The sequence below is a fragment of the Kyrpidia tusciae DSM 2912 genome, from assembly GCF_000092905.1.
Classification (GTDB): Bacteria; Bacillota; Bacilli; order Kyrpidiales; family Kyrpidiaceae; genus Kyrpidia; species Kyrpidia tusciae.
In genome coordinates this window covers 1,966,250-1,980,627 of the sequence record NC_014098.1, presented here as the reverse complement: position 1 = coordinate 1,980,627, position 14,378 = coordinate 1,966,250, and the positions used below count along the sequence as shown (strand labels likewise).

General features: G+C 59.7%; 17 protein-coding genes and 1 riboswitch. Of the genes, 14 read left to right on the top strand and 3 right to left on the bottom strand.

What is annotated here, in order from left to right; genetic code table 11:
- Positions 1-240 precede the first annotated feature (240 nt).
- The 4 genes from BTUS_RS09980 (at position 241) to BTUS_RS09965 (ending at position 4,986) form a co-directional block, all read left to right on the top strand.
- Positions 241-2,640, top strand: a complete 2,400-nt coding sequence (locus BTUS_RS09980; RefSeq protein ID WP_013075962.1) for a bifunctional acetate--CoA ligase family protein/GNAT family N-acetyltransferase — start codon at positions 241-243, stop codon at positions 2,638-2,640.
- Positions 2,641-2,843: 203 nt separating this feature from the next.
- Positions 2,844-3,155: a hypothetical protein gene (locus BTUS_RS09975; protein WP_013075961.1), complete on the top strand. Its 312-nt coding sequence runs from the start codon at positions 2,844-2,846 to the stop codon at positions 3,153-3,155.
- Positions 3,139-4,590 carry an FMN-binding glutamate synthase family protein gene (locus BTUS_RS09970; protein ID WP_013075960.1) on the top strand — a complete coding sequence of 484 codons (1,452 nt, stop codon included), beginning with the start codon at positions 3,139-3,141 and terminating at the stop codon, positions 4,588-4,590. Before BTUS_RS09975 ends, BTUS_RS09970 begins: the two co-directional genes overlap by 17 nt.
- A 21-nt stretch (positions 4,591-4,611) precedes the next feature.
- On the top strand, positions 4,612-4,986 hold the full coding sequence (locus BTUS_RS09965) for a DUF423 domain-containing protein (RefSeq protein WP_013075959.1): 375 nt from the start codon (positions 4,612-4,614) through the stop codon (positions 4,984-4,986).
- 93 nt (positions 4,987-5,079) lie between these two features.
- Here BTUS_RS09965 and pdo read toward each other — a convergent pair whose 3' ends face one another.
- Complete coding sequence (gene pdo, locus BTUS_RS09960; protein WP_041304071.1) at positions 5,080-5,727, bottom strand: protein disulfide oxidoreductase; 648 nt, start codon at positions 5,725-5,727, stop codon at positions 5,080-5,082.
- A gap of 201 nt (positions 5,728-5,928) precedes the next feature.
- Here pdo and BTUS_RS09955 point away from each other — a divergent pair, with 201 nt between their 5' ends.
- The 9 genes from BTUS_RS09955 (at position 5,929) to BTUS_RS18430 (ending at position 12,425) form a co-directional block, all read left to right on the top strand.
- On the top strand, positions 5,929-7,431 hold the full coding sequence (locus BTUS_RS09955; RefSeq protein WP_013075957.1) for a carboxypeptidase M32: 1,503 nt from the start codon (positions 5,929-5,931) through the stop codon (positions 7,429-7,431).
- A gap of 138 nt (positions 7,432-7,569) precedes the next feature.
- Positions 7,570-8,139, top strand: coding sequence for a CDP-diacylglycerol--serine O-phosphatidyltransferase (gene pssA / locus BTUS_RS09950; protein ID WP_052300602.1), 570 nt, complete (start codon positions 7,570-7,572; stop codon positions 8,137-8,139).
- A 29-nt stretch (positions 8,140-8,168) separates the two neighbouring features.
- Positions 8,169-8,933 carry an SDR family oxidoreductase gene (locus tag BTUS_RS09945; RefSeq protein ID WP_013075955.1) on the top strand — a complete coding sequence of 255 codons (765 nt, stop codon included), beginning with the start codon at positions 8,169-8,171 and terminating at the stop codon, positions 8,931-8,933.
- 433 nt (positions 8,934-9,366) lie between these two features.
- Positions 9,367-9,500: riboswitch (cyclic di-AMP (ydaO/yuaA leader) on the top strand.
- Positions 9,501-9,803 (top strand): hypothetical protein, encoded by a 303-nt coding sequence (locus BTUS_RS09935; RefSeq protein ID WP_013075954.1) that lies wholly within the window; start codon positions 9,501-9,503, stop codon positions 9,801-9,803.
- A 121-nt stretch (positions 9,804-9,924) separates the two neighbouring features.
- A complete protein-coding gene (locus tag BTUS_RS09930) occupies positions 9,925-10,788 on the top strand; it encodes a galactose-1-phosphate uridylyltransferase (protein WP_013075953.1) in 864 nt (287 codons plus the stop codon).
- Positions 10,789-10,812: 24 nt separating this feature from the next.
- Positions 10,813-11,109 carry a metal-sensitive transcriptional regulator gene (locus BTUS_RS09925; protein WP_052300601.1) on the top strand — a complete coding sequence of 99 codons (297 nt, stop codon included), beginning with the start codon at positions 10,813-10,815 and terminating at the stop codon, positions 11,107-11,109.
- A gap of 25 nt (positions 11,110-11,134) precedes the next feature.
- Positions 11,135-11,356 carry a heavy-metal-associated domain-containing protein gene (locus BTUS_RS09920; RefSeq protein WP_013075951.1) on the top strand — a complete coding sequence of 74 codons (222 nt, stop codon included), beginning with the start codon at positions 11,135-11,137 and terminating at the stop codon, positions 11,354-11,356.
- 63 nt (positions 11,357-11,419) lie between these two features.
- Positions 11,420-12,130, top strand: coding sequence for a TVP38/TMEM64 family protein (locus BTUS_RS16905; protein ID WP_013075950.1), 711 nt, complete (start codon positions 11,420-11,422; stop codon positions 12,128-12,130).
- Between the two features lie 139 nt (positions 12,131-12,269).
- The gene (locus tag BTUS_RS18430; RefSeq protein ID WP_013075949.1) at positions 12,270-12,425 is read left to right on the top strand and encodes a hypothetical protein; all 156 of its coding nucleotides are present in this window, start codon (positions 12,270-12,272) and stop codon (positions 12,423-12,425) included.
- A 142-nt stretch (positions 12,426-12,567) separates the two neighbouring features.
- Here the strand turns inward: BTUS_RS18430 and BTUS_RS09910 are convergent, their stop codons facing one another.
- Entirely contained in the window at positions 12,568-13,050 is a 483-nt protein-coding gene (locus BTUS_RS09910; protein ID WP_013075948.1) for a hypothetical protein, read from the bottom strand.
- A gap of 139 nt (positions 13,051-13,189) precedes the next feature.
- On the opposite strand from BTUS_RS09910, the gene BTUS_RS18425 reads away from it, so the two are divergent.
- Complete coding sequence (locus BTUS_RS18425; RefSeq protein ID WP_013075947.1) at positions 13,190-13,345, top strand: hypothetical protein; 156 nt, start codon at positions 13,190-13,192, stop codon at positions 13,343-13,345.
- Positions 13,346-13,486: 141 nt separating this feature from the next.
- Here BTUS_RS18425 and BTUS_RS09905 read toward each other — a convergent pair whose 3' ends face one another.
- Positions 13,487-14,350 carry a MetQ/NlpA family ABC transporter substrate-binding protein gene (locus BTUS_RS09905; protein WP_013075946.1) on the bottom strand — a complete coding sequence of 288 codons (864 nt, stop codon included), beginning with the start codon at positions 14,348-14,350 and terminating at the stop codon, positions 13,487-13,489.
- Between the last annotated feature and the right edge of the window lie 28 nt (positions 14,351-14,378).

Genomic DNA, 14,378 nt, shown 5'->3' with positions numbered 1-14,378 from the left:
AGCGGGTCAGGGATAGCGACACGTCCACTCCACCTTCTTTTCCTGAAATTTAGGTTTGCGATTCTTACAGTATAACGTGACCTAACAGCACACTCAAGATGGCCATCAGAATTGTCATTGGACGTTCGCGCATCTGCCTCAGAGATGGACCGGGAGGATTTGTTTTTCTGTCAATGGTTTTCTGATACTGTAATACATGGAGAGATGGCGGGAAAAACGGGAGACGGAGGCGGGAATTCGATGACAAGGGTCATTCTGCGGGACGGGCGAGCGGCGGAATTTCGACCCGCTCGGCCCTCAGACCGGGACACGGTGCGGCGTTTGTTCCAAACTGCCTCTCCGGAGAGCCTCTATTTTCGTTTTTTTCATGTGATCCGGGAGGTTCCTGAAGAAGTGATCGAGGCCATGGTTTCCGCTGATGGTGTGAACGATGCGACCCTTCTCTGCATGGCCGGGGATCAACCCCTCGGAATCGGCACCTACAATCGCGTGGATGACGAGACCGCCGAGGTGGCGTTCCTGGTGGACGACCATATGCACGGGAAGGGCATCGGGACGCTCTTATTAGAACACTTGGCGGAAATCGCTTGGCAAAACGGTTTCCGATTTTTTGATGCCTATGTGTTATACGATAACGAAAAAATGATGGGCGTTTTTCTGTCCAGCGGCTATGAGATCCGGAGCGAACATCAGTCGGGGGTCGCCCATCTGGTTCTCAAGCTCGCGCAGACTGAACGAATCCGAGCCTTGCAGGAAACTCGGGAAAAATTGGCCACCGCTGCTTCCCTCGCCCCCTTTTTTCACCCCACCACTTTAGCGGTGGTGGGAGCCTCCCGAGACCCGAAGGGCCTTGGCCATGTTCTGTTCCGGCACATCCTGGAGGGCGGATTCCAGGGAATCGCTTACCCCGTGAACCCCGTGGCTCGCTCTGTAGCCGGGGTGCGGGCGTTTCCCAGTCTGCGGGAGCTGCCTGAACCGGTGGAGTTGGCGGTGGTGGCGGTTCCCCCCGACCAGGTTTCTCCGGTGGTGGACGACTGCGTGACAACTGGAGTCCGATCGGTGATCATCATCACTTCGGGCCTGCCAGAGGAGGAAGAAAAAGGGGTGCCCACCCCGGCGGAGTTGGCGGCCCGCTTGCGCCGGGCTGGGGCACGACTGCTCGGCCCGAACTCCTTGGGGCTGGTGAACACCGACCCGAAGGTGCGGCTCAACGCCAGTTTTGCTCCCCGATTCCCCCGGCGGGGGGCCCTTGCCATCGCCAGCCACTCCGGGGCGCTGGGAATTACCATTTTGGAATATGCCGGGCGTATGGGGATCGGCGTCTCGAGCTTTGCCAGCATGGGGGTGAAGGCGGACGTGTCGGGCAACGATCTACTCCAGTACTGGGAAGATGACCCGGAAACCGACATGATCGCCCTGTACCTCGAGTCTTTTGGCAATCCGCGCAAGTTCTCCCGGATCACCCGGCGGATTACCCGCAAGAAACCGATCGTCGCCGTAAAAGGCGCGAGCACCGAGAGCGGGACCGCCGTGTCGTTAACGGGCTCGGTGCTGCCCCGGGCCAGGGACGTGCTCGTGGATGCGCTCTTTCGCCAGGCGGGCATCATCCGGGTTAACACGCTCCAAGAGATGTTCGATGTGACGGCGCTTCTGGCCTCGGCGCCCCTTCCCCGGGGAGACCGGGTGGCCATTGTAACGAACACCGCGGGCGGGGCGGTGATGGCCGTGGATGCCTTGCACAACGAGGGATTGCGGATGGCGGGCCCCCCGGTGGATCTGGGGACTGTGGCCTTGGCCGACGGGTATCGCAAAGCCCTGCCGAAGCTGCTGCACGACCCCGGCGTGGACGCCGTTTTGGTACTGTTTACCCCTGTCGGGGTTTCGGATGACCGGGAAGTGGCCCGGGCCTTGGCGGAGGCCTTACGGGAGGCGGCGTCGGACCCGGCGGAGGGCAACTTCACCCCCAAGCCCGTCGTGGCCAATTTTCTCATGACCGAAGACAATTTTGTCCACGCCATCGACGCCGGTGTCCAGCGGATTCCGGTGTACCCTTTTCCAGAACAGGCGGTGCGGGCTTTGGCCAAGGTGGCCGCCTATGGGGCCTATCGGCAGAAACCGGTGGGGCGGATCCCGGATTTGGAAGGAGCGGATACGGACCGGGCCCGGCAGATCATCCGCGGGCATCGACCGGATGCGGCGGAGAGGGCCCGGGTGGTGGAATGGATGCCCCGGGAGCTCTGCAACGAAGTACTCGATGCCATGGGAATCCGGCGGAGCGTGGGGGTGGCCGGGGCGGCGATGTGGTTTTCGGTGACGGCGGAGTTGGACCCGCTCTTTGGCATGATCTTATTTGTCGGTTCCCCCTCCGCCCGGACGGTGCGGATCACGCCGCTCACAGACCTCGATGTTCAGGACCTGTTGACGACGGTGGCCGGCCCGGAGGGGCCCCCGGAGGATTCGCCGGCTCGCCGGGCTACGGCGGACATTATCCTTCGGGTCTCCCGCTTGGTGGAAGAAGTCTACGAGATCACCAAAGTGGCATTGACAGATGTCGGCGTGTCCGAAGATGGATGCTGGATTGGCGACTGCCAGATTGCGGTGGGAAGACGTCAAGACGCGGTGGGGGGGCAGCCCGGCTGATCCTCTCCCTGGCGGTAGACGGGCGGTTCCCGAGGGCGGCAGCCGATCCAGATCTTCGCCTCTTTCTCCGGCCACTTCACCGTCGTTCCCACACAGCCCATTCCAGGGAAAAGGTCCGGGTGCCTGTCCGGATGGGCGAATGATCCCCCGGGGTAGAGCGAAGACTACCATCGGAGTAAAAATCCTACAAAGGGGGAACGCCCATGCCCCGTTTTAACGAGAAGGATGTGGAGCAATTCCTGACCTATGTCCAAGCTGAACTGCGCCGCATCGAGACGGCCGCCGGCACGCTGTCGACGATCGAGCGGAATCATCAACAGCGCCTCAATGACTATGAGGACGCCGTTCTCCGAGACATCGCCGTGGAGGAAGACAGTGCTGCCAAGCGCCTCGCGGCTATCAAGGAGATGTGTCTCGCCGCCTGTCAGCGAATCGACGATTTTCTCCAAGGCCACGTTCGCCCTGAGGCCGTCGCGGTCGGGGAGGGGAGGCAGGAACGTGCTCCGGTTCATTGAGAATTGGATGCGTTCCATCGTCAACGAAACGGTGGACAAAGCCCTGACCCGCATTGTCCGGGATCAGTACATCGAGAACCTGTTTGAGATGGTTCCCGTCACCGGCAAGGTGGGCTCAGTGGCCATGGCGGAAACGGCCATGCGGGCCACCCAGGGTGCAGCCCCTTCCCGTCCCCTCGGCAGTCCGGTCCATTTTTCGCCTTGGGAAAAATTAATCTTTAGTCCGGTTCATTTGACACCCCTCCCGACCCCGGAGGAGGTGGGAATCGAGACGGCGACGGTGATTGGTCCGGCGGCCAGGCATCCCCTCACCCTGTCCATTCCCATTGTGATCGCGGCGATGTCCTTTGGAGGCGCCTTGAGTAAGCGGGCAAAAATCGCTCTGGCCAAGGCGGCGTCCCAGATCGGCACCGCCACCAACACCGGCGAGGCGGGGCTCCTTGAAGAGGAGCGGGAAGCGGCGGAGTTGCTCATCGGCCAATTCAACCGGGGCGGGTGGATGAACCGGCCCGAACAGTACAGACGCCTGGATGCCATTGAGATTCAACTGGGACAGGGTGCCCAGGGATCGGCCTCCCAAAGGACGGCCGTCCATAATATCGGGGAGGATTACCGCCGGGTCTTCGGCCTGGCCGAGGGGCAGTCCGCCGTCATCCATTCTCGGCTGCCCGGAGTAGACCGGCCTGAAGATTTTGTGGCCCTCGTGCAGCGCCTCCGGGCCGAGACCGGGGTTCCTGTGGGGCTCAAGATCGCCGCCACCCATCATCTCGAAGAAGAGATGCAGATCGCCCTGGAAGCCGGGGTGGATTTTATCACCATCGACGGGGCCGAAGGAGGCACTCACGGAGGGTCGCCGACCCTGCAGGACGACGTGGGTTTGCCGACTTTGTTTGCCGTTTCCCGGGCCGCGGATGTCCTGGCGCAAAAAAAGGTCCGGGGGCGGGTGAGTTTGCTGGCCGCCGGAGGTCTCATCACCCCGGGTCAGATGCTTAAAGCGCTGGCCCTGGGAGCGGATGCGGTCTATGTGGGAACGGCGGCCCTTTTTGCCATGGTGTCAGACCAGATGGTGGAAGCCCTGCCCTTTGAACCCCCCACCAGCCTGGTGGTCTACACGGGCAAGCTGACCGATCAACTGGATGTGGACAAAGGGGTCCGCAATGTCGTCCGGTTTTTACACGCCTGTATGCACGAGATGGAGAGTGTGGTGCAATCCCTGGGGAAGACGGCGGTGGCCGATGTGGGCAAGTCAGACCTCACGGCCCTCGATCCCTTTGTGGCTTGGGCGACGGGCGTATCCTGGGGCTGGGTGTCCCCCCAGCGCCAGGCTGAATTCTTTGGAGCCCGAACGGTGGAGGGGGCGCCTTGTTTCCCCGCACGGCCTCCACTACAATGGGAAGGAGCGCAAACGGGTCCGGCACCCGGGGGAGTGCAGTAACGGGAGTGGGGGGAGAGGAGTATGCTGCGGGTTTTTGTCGTCGTCGGGAGTATTGGAGCTTTCCTCTCGGTGGCGCTGGGAGCGTTCGGCGCCCACGGGCTACGCGGGAAGATTTCTGACGCCATGTTATCGATTTACCAGACGGGGGTTCATTATCAGTTTCTTCACTCACTGGCCTTGATCCTGGTGGCGATTCTATCCGAACGGCTGTATGCGACGGGTCTTGTCGCGGGAGCGGGGATCCTGTTTGTGGTGGGGATCGTGTTGTTTTCCGGAAGCCTGTACGCACTGAGCTTGAGTGGTGTTCCCTCCTTGGGTTTCATCACTCCCTTTGGGGGACTCGCCTTTTTGGCGGGTTGGATTCTGCTGATCCTGGCGGCGATTCGGGGAGCCTGAATCTGTTGGAGAGAATAAAAACCCCCCAGGGAAGGGCGACTCGCCCCTCCCTGGGGACCCAACGACAGTCGAGGGCCGACGCCTCCGCGGGTCTTAGGCTTTGGATGCCACGGCCATGACTTGGTCCAGAAGGACGGCTTCCGGCACGGCGCCCTCGATGGAATCCAGGTCGTTGATGACCGTCTTCGGCACGCCGTACACGTCGAAGCGGTTCGCCCACTCCGGGAACTCCGTAGCCTCGATCATATGACCGCGGATATGGGCGTTCTCAAAGGCAAACTGATGGGCTAGGTGCACCGCGCTCGGGCAGTACGGACAGGTCGGGGTGACAAAGACGTTCAAGGTCACGTCTTGGTCGATGGTGGCCAACTTCGTTTTTGTCTCGGCTTTCAGACCCGAGTCGCCCCGGGAGATCATGAGGATCGCCTCGAGGAAGGCGGCGAACTCGTAGCCGGCCGGAGCCCCGTAGAATCGAATCCCGTAATCCTGTCCAGATCCGCCGAGGATGGCCAGAGTGGGCGCTTTGTCGACCCCGATCTCTTTGGCTTTCTCTTCGTCGGTGTAGAGGTTGAACACTTCCAGGGTGAGCTTGTCGGACAGGTCGGCGACTTCCTGAAGTAGATCCTTGATCTGCGGGCAGGTCGGGCAGTCAATGGAAGACTCAAAGAAGCGCAGAACGACAGGTTCGGTCATCGCGGAGAACCGCTCCCGAATCTTTTGCCGATCTTTTTCCGGAATCATCACAGTTACGCACCTCCGTATGCACTCCGCATTGATGCGGTGTACCCGTAAGGGTATTATCCGCTTTTGGGGACCAGGTGTCAAGGCGACGGGTGCCATCTATCTTTCAGTATGCACGTTTCGCCCCAAAATCACCAGAGGGTGAGACCACATAATTTCTCCGAACCAAGGTGGCCGGAATCCGACCAGGGAGGGATTGTATTGACAGAAATCCAATCGCAGTTTGAAGACTATGTCCGTCGCATCCAACATTTTCAGGAAGCGTTGTCCCTCATGGCTTGGGATCTGCGGACCGGGGCGCCGAAAAAGGGGGTGGAAGCCCGGGCGGAGGCCATAGGGACCTTATCGGACGAGGTGTTCAGCCTGATGACCTCGTCGCGAATGGGAGAGTTTCTCGAAGCGTTGGAGGCGCGGTCAGATGGGCTGGACCCCAGGGCCGTCGCCCTCGTGCGGGAGTGTCGCCGGGAATACGACCGCAACCAGCGCATTCCCCGGGAGCGATACCGGGCTTTTGTCGTGTTGACGGCGAAGGCGGAGTCCGCATGGGAAGATGCCAGGAATCGGAATGATTTTGCCCTCCTTCAACCCTACCTCGAGGAAATCGTGGCCATGACCCGGGAGTTCGCCGGATACTGGGGCTACGAGAAGGACCCCTACGATCCCCTCCTCGACCTCTACGAACCGGGGGTGCGCACAGCCGAGATCGACCTGCTGTTCGCGACGCTGAGAGAAGCTACCGTCGCCCTGGTGGGGGAGATCGCCGAGTCTGGGCGAAGACCCGATCCCGGGGTTTTCGCCCGTCCGGTACCGGTCGAGACCCAGCAGAGCATCTGTCGATGGGCACTGAGGACCATCGGGTATGATTTTGACCGGGGGCGCCTCGATGAAACGGCCCACCCCTTTCAGATCACGTTGAATGCCGGAGATGTGAGGGTAACCACGAAGTATATCGCCGAGGATTTTCGCAGTGCGTTGTTCAGTGCGTTTCACGAAGGTGGTCACGCGCTGTACGAGCAGGGGATCGATCCGGGCTTAGCGGGAACCCCCCTTTACGCCGGGGCATCCCTCGGGGTCCATGAGTCCCAGTCGAGGTTTTGGGAGAATGTCGTGGGCCGCAGCCGGGCCTTCTGGGAGCACTATTATGGGGAACTGAAAAAGAGGCTGGGTCCGACGTGGAATGATTTGGATATTGAGACGTTTTACGCGGGGATCAACGATGTCCGTTCCTCTCCCATTCGCACCGAGGCGGATGAGGTCACCTACAACCTTCATATTTTTTTGCGCTACGAATTGGAACGGGCTCTGATCTCTGGGGATTTGAAGGTGGCCGATCTGCCAGGGGTCTGGAGGGAAAAGACCCGGGCGCTCTTGGGCTTTGAACCAGTCCGGGATGCCGACGGTGTTTTGCAGGACGTGCACTGGGCGTCCGGGAGCTTTGGATATTTTCCAACGTACGCATTGGGGAACGTGTACGCGGCGCAATTCCGGGAAGCCATGGATCGGGACCTGGGCGGCTTGGACCGTCGGCTGGCCGCGGGGGATGTGGCGGCCGTGCGGGAGTGGTTGAGGGAAAAAGTTCACCGGCCCGGGAGGGAGCTGCAACCTCACGAAGTGTTGAAGGGGGCGACGGGTGCCGACCGGCCGGCGGCCGAACCCCTCATCCGCTATTGGCGTGAGAAGTTTGGCCCTTTGTACGGACTGTGACCGGGGAGTTGTGGAGGCCATGCAGGTCCAAACGCTCATGGACGCCCTTCCCCGGGATACAGTACAATGGGGGCGCGGAGGGATCGGGCAGGCTGGAACCCGCCCCTGCGCCGTGAGTATGCCTGGGGGGGCATGAGGGTGCAACGAAATCCTGTACGAACGGTGCTGCGGATCCGGCGGGTATCGCCGAATCCGACCCGACGTTGGCTGAAATATGCCGCGAACACGATCACGGCCGTCAATCTGTCCCTCGGGCTGTTGTCGGTGCTGTTGTCGTCCATGCATTTGTTTCACTGGGCTGCCGTGGCGTTGATGGTGGCGGTGCTGTTTGACCGCCTGGACGGCTCCACGGCCCGGCGGTTGGGGATTGCCAGCGATTTTGGCAGGGAGCTGGATAGCCTGAGCGACCTGGTGTCTTTCGGGGTGGCTCCGGCGCTCTTGGTGTACACCCAAGTGTATATGGAACATCTGCCGCTAGTGGGTGGGGCGTTGTCCATAGTTTATGTGCTCTGCGGAGCACTGCGGTTGGCGCGGTACAATGTGCAACGGTTCAGCGGGGGCTTTCTCGGGGTGCCCATTACGTTTGCCGGCGGGGTTCTCGGGTTGCTCAGTTTCGTCTCAAGGGATGTACACGTTCTCGGGTTTGCGGCGGCGGAGATCCTCTTGTCTGCGCTCATGGTGAGCAAGATTCCGATTAAGAAATTCTAACGGATGCGAGGCGATCGGGGGGAGCGGGCTTGAAAGTCTTGGTGACCGGGGGAATCGCCGGCCTGGGTCGAGCCGTGGCTGAGCGATTGGTCCGGAGCGGCCATGAGGTGGTGGTGACCTACCGGCGGGATCGCGCCGAGGTGGGAGAGCAGTCCGACGGAGATCTCAAAAAGGCGTGGGGTCTTGGTGCAGTGCGGGCGGTTCAATGTGACGCGGGGTCCCGGCAACAAGTGGATCGGTGGTTGAGCCGGGAACACGATTTTGACTGCTGGATTCATGCGGTTGGGCCGTTTCGGGTCACACGGACGCCTCTGGTGGACACCGCCGCCGGGGAGTGGGAGGAGCTCGTCGCCGGCAATTTACATAGCGCGTACTGGCACGCCCGCTGGCTGATTCCCCACATGCGGGGAAATCGTTTTGGGCGGGTCGTTACCTTTGGGTATCCCCAGATCGAGGGCGGGATGCCTTGGGAAGGGCGGGGGGCGTACGCTGGCGCCAAGGCGGGGCTGCTGTCGTTTACCCGGACTTTGGCCGCGGAGGAAGCCCCTTACGGGATCACGGTCAACATGGTGTGTCCCGGAGATATCCGAGATCCATTTAAAGAAGGGGCGATCGTCGACGCCAGAAACCAGGCGGGCCGGTTGACGGCAGGTTCTACACCCGCCGGTCGACCCGCCACTGGAGAAGACGTGGCCCGGGTGGTTGAGTTTTTGTGTCATCCAGATTCGGACATGGTGACCGGGAGTGTGATTTACGTGACCGGAGGCGTGCAGTATTTTCCCTTCACGTATTGATGGGGCCCAGTGGTGTCGATGGTGGATATTTTTGGAGGAACGCGGGGATTCAGTTTCGCGAACGTGATTTTTGTGACGGTGGGGAGGGATGATCAGCGGGTCCGAACAGCGTATGATAGACCGATGGCCCAAAGGGGACGGGAGAAATGCGGCGGCGGTGCCGAATGGCGGTCCGCACCCCCTCCAGACTGAGCCCAAGTACGAGTCCTGCGAGCAGCCAAAGCCACGGTTTGCGGTGGGTCATTCCTCTACCTCCGGTTGGACATCGTGAGTGCAAGGATGGCGGTTGACTGAGCATATGTTGTGCAAAGCTGCAGAATTTATTTGAAGGGCGGCGATGGGCGCGTCACGCCTTGGTATCGGCGGAATTTTCAACAGAAACCGGCGTTGCTGTTTGTGCGGGATTGGCATACAATAAGGATGTGCCCCGGGGGGTCATGATGCGCTGAGTTCCGGACAACGGAAGCGGGGGACCCAGGACTTTGGGGTGAATCCGGCCAAGGCCGGTAGGGTGGCTCTCGACCCGAACCCGTCAGCTAACCCCGTAAGCGAAAGGAGAGTGGATAGGTGTTGCAGGAAAGGGTCAAGGACCCGAGGTGTGTTCGGGTGTCGATCCGGCTTGGGGACGGACAGGTTCCGTGGATCCGTCTCAATGAGAGACGATTCGAACTGCCCTTTGGGTCGATTCGCTTAGTGGCGCGGTTAGTCGGTGTGAATTTGAGAAACAACCCCGACCTGCGGGAAGTGGAGGTCGGGAATCCCCACCGCTTGCGGGGGAAAGCCGACATCGGTTCCGTCATTGAGGCGCTTCGCGAAGTGATCCTGGCCAGCGGTCGATCCATGGAGTTTTCCGCCATGTTGGGCGTCTAGGGCGCGGACGGCGCCGATTCGGATACAAGCGAGACAGAATCGGGGAGGCACGTAAAAGGGACCGCTTGGTGGCGGTCCTTTTTATAAGGGATCACCTCGGCGAAAGAGGGAGAGGGTCGACATGAACCACGTCCGGTTCCATGCCATCACGGGGGATCCGATTCTATATATCGATCACCGACGGAAACCCAATGGCTACATTGATGGGCATTGTCCTTTCTGTCATCCCTCCGAATCGATTAAACAGGTTTATCCTGTGGGGGATGACGCCATCAGTGTGTGGGATAATCTATACCCGGTTGTGCCGGAAGGGATGGCCCAGGAATTGGTGGTGGAGAGCCGGGTGCACGACCGGATGCTCGGTCAACATTCTGCAGAGGCCATTGCCGTTCTGCTGTGGGTCATCCGTGAGCGGATGAACCATTTATACGACCACCCCGGGGTCGTATACGTATCGATGTTTCGCAACTGGGGAAGACAGTCGGGAGGTACGCAACCGCATCCTCACAGTCAATTGTACGCTTTGCCCTTTGTCCCCCCGGCCATCGAGCGGGAGCGGGAGGGTTTTCAAAGGCTGCGCCGGGAGGCGGGTTGTTGTCCGATCTGTCGCGAGATCGACGGGATGGTTCCCGAACGCCTGGTGGCCGAGAATGAATGGGCGATGGCCTTTGCTCCTTACGCCTCGATGCACCCCTTTGAAATGTGGGTGACTCCCCGGCGCCACGTGGGGGCTTTCGAGTCGATACCTGACGATGTTCTTGCGGGCATGGCGGCGGTGTTGCACCGGGCGGTGGGGGCACTGGAGAAGGCTATTGACGGACGGGCATACAACATTATTTTGTGTCACGACCGAGACGAGAATTATCACCTTCGCTTCTTGGTGTTTGCGCGGATTTTCACTTCCTCGGGATTTGTCATTGGAACCGGGGCGGGGATCAACGGGCTTGACCCCGAACGGGCCGTTGCTTTGCTTCGAGGCGTTTGATTTACGATACTCGGGTATGGTAAGATGGCGCCGAAGGTGGTGAACCGGTTGCACGGGTACGCCGATGTCAAGGACGAACTGATCCAACGTCTCCGCCGAATTGAAGGACAGGTGCGCGGGGTTCAGAAAATGATTGAAGACGATCGGTACTGCGTGGATATTCTCACCCAACTGGCGGCCATTCGAGCGGCTGCCAACAAGGTCGCACTGACGGTGCTCGAAGCGCATACCCGGGGGTGTGTAACCCGGGCCATTCAGTCGAACGGCGGGGAGGAAGCCATCACAGAACTGATGGAAGCCGTTGAGTTCTTTACGAAATAAATCTTTGGGTGGAGGTCGGAACAAGTTGGAGACAAAAGTCCTGCATATAAAAGGTATGTCCTGCAGTCATTGTGTACACGCCGTGAAGTCGGCTTTGTCCGCCTTGGCCGGAGTTCACGAGGTGGATGTGGATCTTGATAAAGGGAAGGCCTCGGTGAAGTTCGACGGATCCAAAGTGGGGGAAACTCAATTCCGCAAAGCCATCGAGGAGGCCGGGTACGAATTAACGGGCATGTCGGACCGCTGAGAGCGCCGGTCCAAAACCTCGTTGGTTGTGGATCTGGGAGGAATGGCGAAAGGAGGTCCCGGGGTGGTGCGAGAAAGTCGTCGGTGGTTGCAAGGGCTGATCCTCGTGGCGGTACTGATCCTCGCCGCAGGATGGGTGTGGCATCGAGAGCTCGGCGGCCATCCTCCGCTCAACCCCGGGGACTGGATCACTCACCTGCGGGCTTTTGGTTATATGGCATGGGGGGCGGCGGCCGCATTGGTCGTCGCCCACGCTGTTTTTCCGTACGTCCCCTTCGTGGTCCTGGCCGGGGCGAATGTTGCTCTGTTTGGCGCCCTTCCGGGGTTTTTGATCAATTGGCTGGGTATCGCTGCAGGAGCATCGCTGTTGTTCTGGCTCAGCCGCGGGATTTTGCGCGGGTGGGTCCGGCGCAGGTGGAGGGATCATCCTCTCGCCGGGCGGCTGGACCGGGAAGCGGCCTCCAAAGGGTGGATTTTGGTAGCGCTTGCCCGGTTGGTTCCCGTCATTCCGTCAGCGGCCATCGATGGGCTGGCGGGAATCTCTGGAATGATGTATGGGTCGTTTCTTGTCGGGACATTGCTCGGGACCTTTCCCATGATTGCCGTCGAGTCTTTTTTTGGAGGAGCTTTTTGGAGATCGGAGGGCATTTTATGGCCAAGGGCTCTCCTCGGTGGAGCGGCTTGGTTGGTTTTGGTTGCGGGAGGCCTGTGGATGGGCCGGTCGGTTTTCACACTCAGTAAAACACGGGACTCCCGGAATGGGCCCCAAACCTGAGAGTCGAGTGAAGGCTTAGTTTTTGGGTGGACCGGCCCCGGTCATTGTCTAGATCGTGTCTTTTTTCACAAAAGCGCGGGTTTCCTAAGGATGAACCTCTGGGTTGCGGGGCATATTGGATGCCAGGAGGTGAATCCGCGTGGAACAGGACCGCATCAAGGAATTGGAACGAGAGAAGGAATCTTTGCTCGATCAGTGGATGTGGGCGGATCGGGCCGAGCGGGTCAGGATTCTGATTCGTCGGATGGAACTGCAGGACATGTTGGACGACTTACAACAAACGACGGGTGGATGAAGGGGTCGGGCTGAAGCGGGGTCTCTCCGCCTCACGCGTCGTCGACACAGGAAACGCCGTGGGGATCCCATGGCGTTTTCACGTACGACAATTCCCTCGGTTGTTCCACAGCGGAATGGGTTCTTCGGGCCCTGTTTGAGCATCAATCATCGAGTTGAAGGGCGGATGTCCAGAACGCTTCACCCACCGATTCCCGGGTTCGGGTCATGGCCACCTGCAGCTCGGTCGTGGTTCGCTCGTGCCAAGCGCGAACCGAAGTGATCCACCGCCGGGCGTCTTCTTTCACTTCCGCTGCAGCCATGCGGTGGATGGCTTCTTCGGCCAGGCGGTCGTGTTCTGCGGATTTGTGCATGCTGTGAACGGCAATGGCGACGACGGTGGCGTGGTGATCTCCGGCTAAGATGCGGCGGACGCTCCCTTTCGCCGTGATCCGGTGATAGGAACGCTCATACATCTCCCGATGAAACTCTTCGAAACCCGGCAGATCCTTGGTCACGGCGAAAACTTTCATCTGTCGACTGACGGAACAGAGCACGGCGAGAGCATACTCGCTCGCCGTCAGATGGTCCAGTACCCGGGTAAAGACGACATGTTCCACGTGGGGGTGTTGAGGCAATGGTTCCATGGTGGGGCCACTCCTTTCCTGCGTTTCATGTCGGCACTGTAGCCTATGCAAACCGGGCATTTGTTGATTCCTTGGATTAGCTCGTCAAGGTGCGGGTTAAGCTAGGTGTGGGACCACGTTTTATGGAGGGGGGATAGCCGTGAAGCCGCGCACAGAACAATCTGTCGATCGCCGGGATTATCGATTCTCGCAGCTTCCGCCTCATGTGTTAAAGGAGTTGCAAACTTTTGAGGCCAAGCTTTCCTCGGAGCTCGGGAAAGAGGTGATTCTGATTTGTTACGACGATCCACGGTGAAGGTCGGGCGGCGGCCGCCCGGGACGCGATCCCCTTTTGGGGCGCGGGTCCCGGGTGGCTTTTCTGCTCTTTGCCGTCCGCCAAGATGATCAAGAGGAATTTTGAACAGCCATCAAAAGGCGTGGAGGAATCTTTCACCGCCTACTGTAACGCAGGGGCCAAGGCGGGGGCTGGGACCACAGCCCCATGATACTTTTGCTCGATAAACTGTTTCACATCGTCTGAAGTGAGGGCTTGGGCCAATTTGACCAGCTCCGGTCGCTTTTCATCCTCTTTGCGGACCACGAGGACGTTCGCGTAAGGCGAATCGGCGCTTTCCAAAAAGATGGCGTCTTTGGTGGGATTGAGATTGGCCTGCAGGGCGTAGTTGGTGTTGATGACCGCTGCTGTGACGTCGTCCAAAGCCCGGGGGAGCATGGCCGCATCCAACTCCCGGATGGTTAAATTGCCCGGCTTTTGTACAATGTCCCGAACGGTGGCCGTGACCCCGGCTCCGGGTTTCAGTTGAATGACTCCCGCCTTAGCGAGTAGTGCCAAAGCCCGGCCGCCGTTTGTGGCGTCGTTGGGAATGGCCACCGTCCCCCCTTGGCTTTTCAAGTCATCCACAGATTTGATTTTCTTGGAATAAACCCCCATGGGTTCAATGTGGACTTTTGCAATCCACTGCAAGTCCGTTCCCTTTTGCTGGTTGAAATTGTCGAGATAAGGAATGTGCTGAAAATAATTCGCATCGAGCTGTTTGTCCACCAATTGCGGGTTGAGCTGGGCATAATCTGAAAAGGTCACAACTTCCAGCTTGATCCCTTCCTTGGCCAATGTCGGCTTGACATGTTCCAAAATCTCCGCGTGGGGGACGGCCGTTGCGCCAACTTTGATGAGTTTTTCCCCGCCCCCCTGTTGGCCGGTGTCGCTGGGTGAACCGGATGTTCCGGAGGATCCGCACGCGGTTAAGGCCAGGGCCAAGGCGACGGTCAGAAACGGGAAAGCTCTTCTTAACTTTTTCACGGTGAAAGACCCCCTTTGTTGGATACAG